The organism is Exiguobacterium sp. PvP048, assembly GCF_040549175.1.
In the GTDB taxonomy this organism is placed as follows: domain Bacteria; phylum Bacillota; class Bacilli; order Exiguobacteriales; family Exiguobacteriaceae; genus Exiguobacterium_A; species Exiguobacterium_A artemiae.
In genome coordinates this window covers 255,622-267,724 of the sequence record NZ_JBEPSU010000003.1, presented here as the reverse complement: position 1 = coordinate 267,724, position 12,103 = coordinate 255,622, and the positions used below count along the sequence as shown (strand labels likewise).

Here is a 12,103-nt window from a genome sequence, read left to right as displayed (position 1 = left end):
GGCTCTCTGCATGACCCGAACCTTCTTGAGGTAGTGCAGGAAAGCGGTTTTTGAATAAATTATTAAATATGTAGGAACACGGCAGAAAAATATGAAAAAAGTTCTAAAAAAATTTTTGAAGACGGCGGAAATTTGATTACAATAGTCTTTTTCAGGGAAAACCAATAAAGTCTAAAAATTCAGCGAACAGAGGTGTCGTCATGAAAAAGTCATTTAAACAAGGTTTAGTCATTGGGGGGCTCGCAGCCTTATCTGCGTTAGCTATCAAACGTTATAAGCAAGCAGGGAATTCGTCGCAAGGATTCAGTGATCCGACTGCACTCGACCGTCAGCAGAGTGTCGACGCAAAAAAAGATGAAACGGAAGTTGGATTAACACAACTCGATTCCATTCATCGCGCGGATTGGCAAGCCAATGGTTTCCCGCAAACACACGCTGAACTGGAACGTCTTGAAAAGGAAGAAAATCAGTAAAAAAACACGCTCTCCATTGGAGGGCGTGTTGTCATATAAGGAATTAAGCACTGGTTGAAACGAGCGCTTGAATCAGCTCGCTGTGTGCAGTATAAGAAGAGAGATGTTCGAATTGATGTAGAGTCAGTGTCGTCATCCGACTGTGACCGGTACTCGATTCCAGGAACAGGTACGCTTCGTTTTGATCCTGACCACCACCGTCGAAACGAATTTTTGCTGTGATCGTTCGTCCGTCGTTTGCTTGCATATAGATATCGTAACCGCCGAAATCAACCCGGTTAAAGCGATTAGCTTCACTTACGATTCGTTTAAAAGTTTCAATCAATGAATAAGACATACCATTTCCTCCTTATGTGAAAAGCACATGACCTAAAAATATATCACCTATCAGTATCGAATATGTCTTTTCCCATTATATTCAAAAATTAAACCTCCAAAAAGAATCTTTTTTTTGGGTTGATATGAAACGCGTTTTATACTTTATCATTAATCCTGACAGCGCGTGACTATCCGGATGATGGGCGTCAGCTGAGTTAGAACATGTGAAAGAATCTGGTTTTTTTTGCACAGACGAACGGAAGCTAAACAAAAAGGAGTCGGACGTAGATCCGACTCCTTTTTGTGTATCAAAGCCGGTATGAGAACCGGCTGATGGATAAAACGACGATCAAAGTTCGACGTTGTGATAGACTTGTTGGACGTCTTCGAGGTCTTCGAGCGCATCAATCATTTTTTCAAACTGTTGCACGTCTTCGTCAGACAGCGTCACTTCGTTTTGCGCAAGCATGACGAGTTCAGCGACTGAGAAGTCAGTGATTCCTGCCTCTTTTAACGTCTCTTGAACGGCATGGAACTGTTCCGGCTCGGCATAGATGATGACCGATTCCTCTTCTTCCAAGATGTCACGGACATCGATGTCCGCTTCCATCATCAATTCCAAAATATCGTCTGCCGTTTTGCCTTCAAAAGCAAAGATCGCAGTTGCATCAAACATGTAAGCGACCGATCCGCTGACTCCCATATTCCCGCCGTTTTTACCAAATGCAGCCCGGACGTCAGACGCTGTCCGGTTAACATTGTTCGTCAATGTCTCGACGATGACCATCGAACCGCTTGGTCCAAACCCTTCATAACGTAAGACGTCAAAGTTTTCTTCCGCGCCGCCTTTTGCTTTTTCGATGGCACGATCGACGATGGCGCGAGGAACGCTATACGTCTTCGCACGCTCGAGAACGACTTTTAATGCCTGGTTGGATTCCGGATCCGGCTCACCTTGTTTAGCGGCCACATAAATCTCCCGGCCGAACTTCGCATAGACGCGACTAGTATTTTTGTCTTTCGACGCCTTTTTTTCTTTAATGTTATTCCATTTACGACCCATCAGAATCCACTCGCTTTCACATGACTTCGAATTAGTTAGGAACTGCTTGGTTCCTTCTGCTTCATCAGTATACCGCATAAGCTGTTGATTGCTAAACTGAAAAGATAGCAAATCCGCTGTTTTTTCGTGATTGACGTTTACATACAGTCTGAAATCGGGAAGTAAAAGAAGATGAAATGAAGAGGATGAAAGGGGAGGGACTTATGAATAAAGCAGCTGTGTTTCACCGGGCCCTGTCTCCGTATGTCTATACATACGATCAAGAAGCGGTTCATATCCGCTTGATGTCAGCCAAAGGGGACCTGGACCGTATTGAACTGATCCACGGGGATCCTTATGAATGGGATGCAGAAAAAGAGGAAGATCGGGACTGGAACTTTGATCCGGATAAAGAAAAATTTTGGAAAACGGAGACGACAGACATGACGTTTGCCGGATCGGATGCGACACATGATTTTTGGTTCGTTGCCATCCGGCCCCCAAAGAAGCGGGTCCGCTACGGCTTTAACGTTCATGCTAACGGTGAATCGGCCGTCTATACGGAACGCGGCTGGTACGATGAAGTACCGCTCGATCATCCGGGCTACTACTTTGCCGTCCCATATATGAATGCGGTCGATGTATTTGATGCGCCGTCATGGGTCAAAGACACCGTCTGGTATCAAATTTTTCCCGATCGGTTCGCGAACGGGGATTTGACGAATGATCGTCCGGGTACCATCGCCTGGGGTGCCGAAGCACCGGCGTTTGACAATCATTTCGGGGGCGATTTTCAAGGAGTGATTGATCATATCGATTACTTAAAAGAGCTGGGGATTACCGGAATTTATTTTTGTCCGGTCTTTGTCGCACCGTCGAATCATAAATACGATACGTTAGATTATTTACGACTCGATCCGGCCTTTGGAACAGAAGAGACGTTCCGGGAAATGATTCAGTTGCTCCATCAAAATGGGATTCGGATTTTACTGGACGCCGTCTTTAATCACGTCAGCGTTGATCATCCGGCCTTCCAAGACGTCATTGCGCATGGCAATGAGTCGCAGTATGCGAATTGGTTTATGATGGACTCGTTCCCGGTCCAATCGACACCAGTGCCGAACTATGAAGTTTTTGCCTTTGAAGGGAATATGCCGAAACTTAATACGGCGCATCCTGATGTAAAAGAGTACTTGTTAAAAGTTGGGCGTTACTGGGTGGAAGAGTTCCACGTCGACGGATGGCGACTGGATGTCGCGAGTGAAGTGGATCATGCTTTTTGGCGTGAGTTCCGGCGTGAAGTCCGGGCAGCGAATCCGGAAGCCTATATTGTCGGCGAGTGTTGGACAGATTCACAACCGTGGTTGCTCGGCGATCAGTTTGATGCGGTCATGAACTACGGATTGACGGAAGCTTTCTTAACATTTTTTGCGACGAATGAAAGTACGGCGTCTGAATTCAGTCATGCAATCGTCAGGAATCTGAACAGCAATACGATGAATGTCAACGAAGTGATGTTCAATCTGGTGGATTCGCATGATACACCCCGTGCCTTGACGCGGGCGAATGGGGACCGTGACCGGATGAAACTGTTGATGCTGTCACTGCTGACATTCACGGGAAGTCCGGTCATCTATTACGGAGATGAAATCGGTATGACAGGCGGTCAGGATCCGGATAACCGGAAGTGTATGGTCTGGGATCAGGCGGAACAGGACAGGGATCTCTTGGCGTATATCACAAAGTTGGTTGATTTACGGAAATCGCACCCCGCTCTCGCCAACGCGAGCGGCTATCAATTCGAACAAATGGATGATGAGACGGCAAGTTTCCTCGTTCGTCGTCAGTCTGATGAAGCGACCTATTTGATTGGATTTAACAATGGTTCAGAAGAAATCCGCTTTGACTTGGACAAAGCAGCGGTTGATTTAATGGACGGACAACGGTATTTGGGAACCGTCACCGTACGTCCGTTGTCCGGAAAAATTCTCTGGGTGGAAACAACATAACCAAACTAAAACATCCGTTCAGGAAAAATTAATTTCTTGAACGGATGTTTTGTTGTCTAAAAACGATCAGAAAAACGGGTGAATCAGCAAACCGCTTCTTAGTTTGGGTTCAAACCAGGTTGATTTCGGCGGCATGACTTCACCGGAGTCAGCGACCGCCATCAATTCGGTTAAGCTCGTCGGATGAAGGTGGAATGCGACGGCCATCGTGCCTTGGTCAACCAGTTGCTCGAGTCCATCATATCCGCGAACACCGCCGACGAACTGAATCCGTGCATCTGTTCGAGGGTCTTCAATTCCGAGGAATGGCGTCAATAATTCGTCCTGTAAAATGGCGACATCGAGATCTTCCTTGACGGATCCACGATTTTTCTCGTAATCCAGTGTATACCATTTTTGTTTGACATACATTTCGAAACGGTGTTTTTTGGTTTCCGTCGCACGTCCTTCGGTCACGTTAAACCGGCTGCTGAGTCTTTCAAGCAAATCATCAACCGACTGACCGTATAAATCTTCGACGACACGATGGTAGCCTTGAATGTTTAATTGATCACTTGAAAAAGAGACGGCGAGAAACAGACCAGCATCTTCATGAGGATTCAGTCGGGCGACTTGTGAAGCGGCTTCAGCCCGATGATGACCGTCAGCAATATACAGGTGATTGTGACGGGCAAACTGGCTGCCGATCGTCATCATCGCATCACGGTCCGTAATTTTATAGATAGTATGCTCAATCCCGTCTTCAGCGGTAAATTGATAAAGCGGGGATTGACTCGTCTGTTCCGAGACGACGCGATTCAGTTCATCATCCGGATGATGGGCCAGTAAAATCGGACCGGTATGGGCAGCGAGCGACTGAACGTGACGGACGCGGTCCCGTTCTTTATCCGGTCGTGTGAATTCGTGTTTCCGAATGATACCTTGGTCATAGTCCGCGACAGAGACACAACCGACAAAGCCGGTCTGCGTATGCGTCCCGTCGGTCAGACGATAGAGATAATAACTTTCGACGTCATCGGTCAGGAGAATCCCGCGTTCAATCGCTTCTTTGAAATGAAGGGCTGCTTGCTGATAAACACGCGAATCATGATCATCAATCAAGTCCGGTAATGTCACTTCGGCCTTATCGATTCGTAAAAAAGACAACGGACGGCGCCGGACTTCCAACCGTCCCTCCGCGCGATTGAAGACATCGTACGGGAGAGACGAGAACGCTTCTGCATATTTCGGATCAGGTCGCAAGGCATGGAAAGGTTCAAACGTAGGCATAGTCATCGCTCCTTAAAGTAATCTTGTTTTCAGTACACCGGGAATGGCGTTTAATTGTTCCAGTGAAATCGTTTCATCCAGATGGTTATCGATATCGATGATCGTGTAGGCGATACCATCCTTACTGCCGTTGATCATATTGGCAATATTGATTTGTTCGGTCGCGAGGACCGAGGCGATTTGACCGACCATGTTCGGAATATTTTGATGGGCGATTGTCAGGCGACGTTTACCGGCATACGGTAATTCGACCGATGGGAAGTTCACCGCGTTCCGGATGTTGCCGGTCTCAAGGAACAGCTTCAATTGATCGACAGCCATGATGGCACAATTTTCTTCTGCTTCCGCCGTTGACGCGCCGATATGCGGCAGTGGAATGACACGAGGAAGAGAAAGAATGAAAGCATTCGGAAAATCAGTGACATAGTTAGATAACCGCCCTGATTTCAACACCGTTGCCAAAGCCTGTTCGTCAATTAATTCACCACGTGAAAAATTGAGTAATGTTGCTCCTTGTTTGACTTTTCCGAGTAACCGTTCATCGAGCAGATGTTGGGTGGAATCAATCAACGGCAAGTGGAGTGTAATGTAATCACTTGTCGTGAGCAATTCTTCAAGATTGGTCACGCGGTGAACCTGATTCGAGACGCGCCATGCAGATTCGACGGACATATGCGGATCGTATCCGGAAACCGTCATCCCGAGTTCGTGCAGTGTATTCGCTAAGCTGGCCCCAATCGCACCGAGTCCGACGATACCGATCCGTTTTCCGAGTAACTCTGTGCCGGCAAATTGTTTTTTGTTCGCTTCAATCCGTTCCGGGATGTCCGGTCCACGCAGGTTGTTGGTCCATAAGATACTGGGGATTAATTTCCGGGCAGTCAGGAATAAGCTTGCGATGACCAGCTCTTTCACAGCGTTGGCATTTGCGCCGGGGGTTGAGAAAACCGGAATTCCCCGATTCGCCAATTGGTCGAGCGGGATGTTGTTGACGCCGACACCGGCGCGGGCGACCGCTTTTAAGGAAGGCGGGAACTTCATGCCGTGTAAATCTTTGCTGCGGACGAGAAAAGCGTCCGCGGCCTCGATGTCTTGTTTGACGACATAGTGGTCGGTGAAGCGTTTTAACCCTTTTTCAGACACGTCATTCCATAGTTGTACATGATGCATTTACCGTTCCCCCTGTTCGAATCGTTCTAATACGGCAATCAGGGCATCGACGCCCGCCGTTGGCATCGCGTTATACAGACTGGCACGCATTCCTCCGACAGAACGATGTCCTTTTAAATTCACGAGCTGATGACGTTCTGCAAATTGCAGGAATTGTTCATCTAACTCTGTTTCACTGGTCGTAAAAGGAATATTCATTCGGCTTCGATCCTGTATAGCAACAGGATTTGAGAATAAGGTAGATTGGTCCAAATAAGCATACAGGGAAGCGGCCTGCTTGCGGTTACGCTCGACGATTGTGTCGAATCCCTGCTCTTTAATCCATTCGAGGACCAGTTTCGTCAAATAGATGCTGTATGTGGGTGGTGTATTGTATAAAGAATGATGAGTAGCATGCGTATCGTACCGTAAATAGGATCCTAAACGGTCCGGTGTTCGTTGTAACAGATCCTCCTTTATGATGACAAGCGTCATACCGGCCGATCCCAGATTTTTTTGAGCCCCGGCATATATCACGTCAAACTGACTGACATCAATCGGTTCCGACAAGATGGAGGAGGAGAAATCTGCCACTAACGGGACATCGACTGTTGGAACCGAAGTAAACGTGGTTCCTTCGAGTGTATTATTCCAGGTGATATGGAGGTAATCGGCGTCAGAACGGATTGTATCGGTCGGGATCGAACGATAGCGGTCCGCTTTTGAGGAAGCAACGATATTGGTCTGAATAAAAGCCTCGGCATCCTGCATCGCTTTTTGTGACCAACTTCCGGTATCGATAAAGTCGACACGCTGACGGACAGTCGCTAAATTAAGCGGTAACATAGAAAATTGAAGGGTTGCACCGCCTTGTAAAAACAAGACACGGTAATGATCCGGAATTTGGAGAAGCTCCCGAAGCAGAGACTCTGTCTCCTCGATGATATGTTCAAATAAGCCGGAACGATGACTCAATTCTAAAACAGACTGTCCAGATCCTTGATAATTCAGAAGCTCGGATTGAGCTTTAAGTAAGACCGGTACCGGTAGGACTGCCGGACCGGCTGAAAAGTTAAATACAGTCATCGCATTCCGCCTCCAATAATTTTCAGAAAATATTCACAACTAAAGTGTAACGGAATGAAAACAGTTTATCAAACTTCATTTCGAGTATGATGAAGTTTCTGAAAGAGGAGGGCGAATCAATCCGTGCATTAAAAAAGACCAACCCTCCTGAAGAGTGACTGGTCCGATCGGGAAATCCGTACAGCTTATTGTTCTTAAGAAGGATCAAGAGGTGTCAGCTGGTGAAAATGCCATTTCCATCCTTCGTTTGCCCAGTGATAAAGTGAAACACTTCGGAAACGGCCGATGTACATGCTACGACCGTATGAAAAATGATCTTCGACGATTTCCTGGACGAGAGCCGTCGTCTCGAAGACTTCAACCACCATCGATTCACTGATTTGATTACTCCATTGAATTTGGTCCGGATCGACATAATGATCGAGATACGTCTCAGCATCAAACTGCCGTCCCTGACCGTCAATGAATGAGAAATCACTTGAAAGCAGCTGATGCATCGCTTCTCGGTTTCCTTCCATCAAATAAGCATGTCGTTCGCTCAAGAGTGTTTGCAGTTGAAGGTGTTTAGCTGATGGTTCCATGAATATCATCCTTTCGGTCTTAGAATGAACAGTCAGTTCAAAGAAAAATCAAACAAAAAAGACCCTGCAACAGCAGAGTCTTGGAAAATTAAAGTTTAGTAACGTTAGTTGCTTGTGGTCCGCGTTGGCCTTCTTCAACTTCAAACGAAACTTCTTGACCTTCGTCAAGTGATTTGAAACCGTCTGTTTGAATAGCTGAGAAGTGAACGAAAACGTCGTCGCCGTTTTCACGTTCGATGAAGCCAAAACCTTTTTCTGCGTTAAACCATTTTACTGTACCTTGTTCCATGTGTGTTGCCTCCTGCGTATGACTGAGTCATACTGATTATTACTACCGTGATCAATTTCATCGAGTCAAAAGTGTAACCTTTGTATCTCCACCGAACAACAATAATTACTTAATAATATACCATGTCCGGTTTGAAAAAGATAGGGGAGATTGAAAAAAATTAAAAAAAGAGGAAACGCGGCTGCGCTTCCTCTCAGGAAAATTAAAGTTTAGTAACGTTAGTTGCTTGTGGTCCACGTTGGCCTTCTTCAACTTCAAACGAAACTTCTTGACCTTCGTCAAGTGATTTGAAACCGTCTGTTTGAATAGCTGAGAAGTGAACGAAAACGTCGTCGCCGCTTTCACGTTCGATGAAGCCAAAACCTTTTTCTGCGTTAAACCATTTCACTTTACCTTGTTCCATGTGTGTTGCCTCCTGCGTATGACTGAGTCATACTGATTATTACTACCGTGATCAATTTCATCGAGTCAAAAGTGTAACCTTTGTATCTCCACCGAACAACAATAATTACTTAATAATATACCATGTCCGGTTTGAAAAAGATAGGGGAGATTGAAAAGAATTAAAAAAAGAGGAAACGCGGCTGCGCTTCCTCTCAGGAAAATTAAAGTTTAGTAACGTTAGTTGCTTGTGGTCCGCGTTGACCTTCTTCAACTTCAAACGAAACTTCTTGACCTTCGTCAAGTGATTTGAAACCGTCTGTTTGAATAGCTGAGAAGTGAACGAAAACGTCGTCGCCGTTTTCACGTTCGATGAAGCCAAAACCTTTTTCTGCGTTAAACCATTTTACTGTACCTTGTTCCATGTGTGTTGCCTCCTGCGTATGACTAAGTCACACTGATTATTACTACCGTGATCAATTTCATCGAGTCAAAAGTGTAACCTTCATATCTCCACCGAACAACAATAATTGTTCATAATATACCATGACGAGATATAAAAAGATAGGGATAGGCAAAAAAGATTGAATTAACTCTACATACGCTTCATTAAGAGGTAGTAGATTCCTGAGTTATCCAACCGAGCGGTCGAAAATTGACGTGTCGCAAGACACGCTTTGCCCGAAGACGAGAATACTCCCACTCGCACGAGGACTTCGGCCTGAATGTTAAAAAGTGGGAGTATTCTCGTCAAATTTTGATAAAAAAAAGAGGATCCGCATCAGCGAATCCTCTAAGAAAATTAAAGTTTAGTAACGTTAGTTGCTTGCGGTCCGCGTTGGCCTTCTTCAACTTCAAACGAAACTTCTTGACCTTCGTCAAGTGATTTGAAACCGTCTGTTTGGATAGCTGAGAAGTGAACGAAAACGTCGTCGCCGCTTTCACGTTCGATGAAGCCAAAACCTTTTTCTGCGTTAAACCATTTTACTTTACCTTGTTCCATGTGTGTTGCCTCCTGCGTATGACTAAGTCACACTAAATTATTACTACTGTGATCAATTTCATCGAGTCGAAAGTGTAAACTTTGCATCTCCACCGAACAACAATAATTGATTATAGTGTACCATAACTAAATAGAAAAAGGAAGTAATAAACAAAAAAAGTAGAAGTTCTCCCTAAAATTATCAAACTGATCTTTAAAAGATAAAGGGATTAATTTAAATTTTTCGAATATCTATAACATCAATCATCTTCTTCTATAGAAGAAATACATCGTAAAAAGAAGAATTAATGAATCGGTTCGCGTTGCGATCGAACTTGTTTCACGGCTTTGATCAAATAACCGTGAATGGATGGGTATTGATTAGGACTTGTCCAGACATCCTGAAAGATTTGTCTTAAAGTAAGTTGGACTCTGTTTTCGTCATTTAACATACGTGTAAGGAATAAGTATAAGGATTTCTCGTAACGGTCGTACAACGCTTCGAGAGCTTGCTTATTTTTTAATTCGATTTGTTTGAATAATTCTGTATCTGTACGCATGCTCTCCTCCTTTTCATGGTTTACATCCCCTCTGTAAACACTTTGTTACTTATTCAGGTTTTATATTTTTCCCGAAAAACGAATTGTCAAACGCTTTAACTGTCTAAAGTTGAAGAATTATGAATTCATACTATTTTTTAATGGAGGAAATTAATCATGGGAACTATTTTTCTTCGCCCGTACCAGCTGTCTGATGCAAAACAGCTGCTCGAGTTAAACGTAAAAAATCAATTACATTTTGAATACTGGATGCCGGTGAAACCGCAAGCAAATGCTTACACGTTGACAAAACAACAAGAACGAATCGAACAGATGATGGAAAACAGCTTGTCGGACCGCTCGTATGCCTTTGGAGTGTTTTTAACGGAAAACAATCAACTGATCGGTGATGTATCTGCTGTATTCGTCGAACGGTTTCCGGCAGAGACCTGTATGATCGGATACCAATTGGACCGGGAACATAACGGGAAAGGGATCATGGCAGAAGCGGTCCGGCAAGCCGCAAGAATTTTGTTCGAGACGCATCAGTTTCACCGGTTGCGGGCAGAGGTCATGCCGGAAAATATTGGTTCCATCCGTGTGTTGGAAAAAGTAGGGTTCAGAAGAGAAGGCCTTGCTAAAAAAAGTTTGTATATTAACGGAGCATGTGAAGATTTTATTTTATTTGCATTGTTGAAAGAAGAATTTCTATTCGATTGAACCAATATCGGTTAAGCTTTTTTCTGAACATGTTGAAAAAAAGGAGTAGATTCTATTTTTATAAAAAATTCCTCTGAAATTGTTCTCTGAGGGTTTTTTTGATTTAAAAGACGAACATTAAATAAAATTAAACGTAAAAAGTATGTTTTTTAGCAAAATATTTTTGACAAACCTTTAATCGTTCGTTATAGTATTATAGTCCGAACATTAAGAAACTATTTATAAAAAATATTCGTTATTTGGGGTGTTAATGATGGATGTAGTATTTGATTATGAAGATATTCAATTGATTCCAGCTAAATCGATCGTCGGAAGTCGTTCAGAGTGTGATACGACGGTTGAATTTGGAGGACGACGCTTTAAATTACCTGTCGTTCCAGCCAATATGCAAACGATCATCGATGAAAAAATCGCAACTTTTCTGGCTGAAAACGGCTATTTTTATATCATGCACCGGTTCGAGCCGGAAACGCGACTGAACTTCGTTCGCGAGATGCAACAGCGGGGATTGATTGCTTCGATCAGTGTCGGTGTGAAAACAGAAGAATATACGTTCATCGAAACGTTGGCGCAAGAAGGATTGACACCGGAATATATCACGATTGATATTGCCCACGGACACTCAGAAGCAGTCATCCGGATGATTCAACATATCAAACAAATACTACCGGAAAGTTTTGTCATCGCAGGTAATGTCGGTACTCCGGAAGCGGTCCGCGAACTGGAACATGCCGGCGCAGACGCTACAAAAGTCGGGATCGGACCGGGGAAAGTCTGTATTACGAAAATCAAAACAGGTTTCGGTACCGGCGGCTGGCAATTAGCCGCATTAAGATGGTGTGCAAAGGCCGCCAGCAAACCAATCATCGCAGATGGTGGAATCCGGACACATGGAGATATTGCCAAATCAGTCCGGTTCGGGGCAACGATGGTGATGATCGGTTCCTTATTTGCCGGACACGAAGAGTCACCGGGTGAAATGCAGGAAGTTGACGGTCTTCAAGTGAAAGAATATTTTGGTTCGGCTTCGGAATTTCAAAAAGGTGAAAAGAAAAACGTTGAAGGTAAAAAAATGTTCGTTAAATTTAAAGGCAGTTTATCTGATACGTTAACTGAGATGGAACAAGATTTACAATCGGCGATTTCATATGCCGGCGGTAATAAATTGCAAGCCATTCGAACAGTTGATTATGTAGTGGTTAAAAATTCAATCTTTAATGGTGATAAAGTTTACTAAAGAGATCGGAGTAAGGCCTATCCAAGGT

At 44.3% G+C, this 12,103-nt stretch carries 15 protein-coding genes; 4 read left to right on the top strand and 11 right to left on the bottom strand.

Features of this window, described 5'->3' with window-relative positions; translation table 11 throughout:
• Nucleotides 1–200: 200 nt before the first annotated feature.
• Nucleotides 201–473 (top strand): hypothetical protein, encoded by a 273-nt coding sequence (locus ABIC15_RS09195; protein ID WP_012370566.1) that lies wholly within the window; start codon nucleotides 201–203, stop codon nucleotides 471–473.
• A 43-nt stretch (nucleotides 474–516) separates the two neighbouring features.
• Here the strand turns inward: ABIC15_RS09195 and ABIC15_RS09190 are convergent, their stop codons facing one another.
• Nucleotides 517–810, bottom strand: a complete 294-nt coding sequence (locus ABIC15_RS09190) for a hypothetical protein (RefSeq protein ID WP_354020534.1) — start codon at nucleotides 808–810, stop codon at nucleotides 517–519.
• Between the two features lie 330 nt (nucleotides 811–1,140).
• A complete protein-coding gene (locus tag ABIC15_RS09185) occupies nucleotides 1,141–1,854 on the bottom strand; it encodes a YebC/PmpR family DNA-binding transcriptional regulator (RefSeq protein ID WP_012370564.1) in 714 nt (237 codons plus the stop codon).
• 203 nt (nucleotides 1,855–2,057) lie between these two features.
• Between ABIC15_RS09185 and ABIC15_RS09180 the strand changes: the two genes are divergently transcribed.
• A complete protein-coding gene (locus ABIC15_RS09180; RefSeq protein WP_354020533.1) occupies nucleotides 2,058–3,842 on the top strand; it encodes a glycoside hydrolase family 13 protein in 1,785 nt (594 codons plus the stop codon).
• A 66-nt stretch (nucleotides 3,843–3,908) separates the two neighbouring features.
• Here ABIC15_RS09180 and ABIC15_RS09175 read toward each other — a convergent pair whose 3' ends face one another.
• The 9 genes from ABIC15_RS09175 to ABIC15_RS09135 all read right to left on the bottom strand — a co-directional run bounded on the left by ABIC15_RS09175 (nucleotide 3,909) and on the right by ABIC15_RS09135 (nucleotide 10,139).
• Nucleotides 3,909–5,111 carry a DUF1015 domain-containing protein gene (locus tag ABIC15_RS09175; protein WP_354020532.1) on the bottom strand — a complete coding sequence of 401 codons (1,203 nt, stop codon included), beginning with the start codon at nucleotides 5,109–5,111 and terminating at the stop codon, nucleotides 3,909–3,911.
• A gap of 12 nt (nucleotides 5,112–5,123) precedes the next feature.
• Nucleotides 5,124–6,281 carry a phosphoglycerate dehydrogenase gene (locus ABIC15_RS09170; RefSeq protein WP_012370561.1) on the bottom strand — a complete coding sequence of 386 codons (1,158 nt, stop codon included), beginning with the start codon at nucleotides 6,279–6,281 and terminating at the stop codon, nucleotides 5,124–5,126.
• Nucleotides 6,282–7,346 carry a 3-phosphoserine/phosphohydroxythreonine transaminase gene (serC, locus tag ABIC15_RS09165; RefSeq protein ID WP_012370560.1) on the bottom strand — a complete coding sequence of 355 codons (1,065 nt, stop codon included), beginning with the start codon at nucleotides 7,344–7,346 and terminating at the stop codon, nucleotides 6,282–6,284.
• 194 nt (nucleotides 7,347–7,540) lie between these two features.
• Complete coding sequence (locus ABIC15_RS09160) at nucleotides 7,541–7,927, bottom strand: nuclear transport factor 2 family protein (protein ID WP_012370559.1); 387 nt, start codon at nucleotides 7,925–7,927, stop codon at nucleotides 7,541–7,543.
• Between the two features lie 88 nt (nucleotides 7,928–8,015).
• On the bottom strand, nucleotides 8,016–8,216 hold the full coding sequence (locus ABIC15_RS09155; RefSeq protein ID WP_012370558.1) for a cold-shock protein: 201 nt from the start codon (nucleotides 8,214–8,216) through the stop codon (nucleotides 8,016–8,018).
• A gap of 202 nt (nucleotides 8,217–8,418) precedes the next feature.
• A complete protein-coding gene (locus ABIC15_RS09150; RefSeq protein WP_012370557.1) occupies nucleotides 8,419–8,619 on the bottom strand; it encodes a cold-shock protein in 201 nt (66 codons plus the stop codon).
• A 202-nt stretch (nucleotides 8,620–8,821) separates the two neighbouring features.
• Nucleotides 8,822–9,022 (bottom strand): cold-shock protein, encoded by a 201-nt coding sequence (locus ABIC15_RS09145; RefSeq protein ID WP_012370558.1) that lies wholly within the window; start codon nucleotides 9,020–9,022, stop codon nucleotides 8,822–8,824.
• Nucleotides 9,023–9,399: 377 nt separating this feature from the next.
• Nucleotides 9,400–9,600, bottom strand: a complete 201-nt coding sequence (locus ABIC15_RS09140) for a cold-shock protein (protein WP_012370557.1) — start codon at nucleotides 9,598–9,600, stop codon at nucleotides 9,400–9,402.
• Nucleotides 9,601–9,884: 284 nt separating this feature from the next.
• The gene (locus tag ABIC15_RS09135; protein ID WP_012370556.1) at nucleotides 9,885–10,139 is read right to left on the bottom strand and encodes an RNA polymerase sigma factor; all 255 of its coding nucleotides are present in this window, start codon (nucleotides 10,137–10,139) and stop codon (nucleotides 9,885–9,887) included.
• A gap of 156 nt (nucleotides 10,140–10,295) precedes the next feature.
• On the opposite strand from ABIC15_RS09135, the gene ABIC15_RS09130 reads away from it, so the two are divergent.
• Nucleotides 10,296–10,838: a GNAT family N-acetyltransferase gene (locus ABIC15_RS09130; protein WP_354020531.1), complete on the top strand. Its 543-nt coding sequence runs from the start codon at nucleotides 10,296–10,298 to the stop codon at nucleotides 10,836–10,838.
• Between the two features lie 253 nt (nucleotides 10,839–11,091).
• On the top strand, nucleotides 11,092–12,075 hold the full coding sequence (guaC, locus tag ABIC15_RS09125) for a GMP reductase (RefSeq protein WP_354020530.1): 984 nt from the start codon (nucleotides 11,092–11,094) through the stop codon (nucleotides 12,073–12,075).
• Nucleotides 12,076–12,103: the final 28 nt, after the last annotated feature.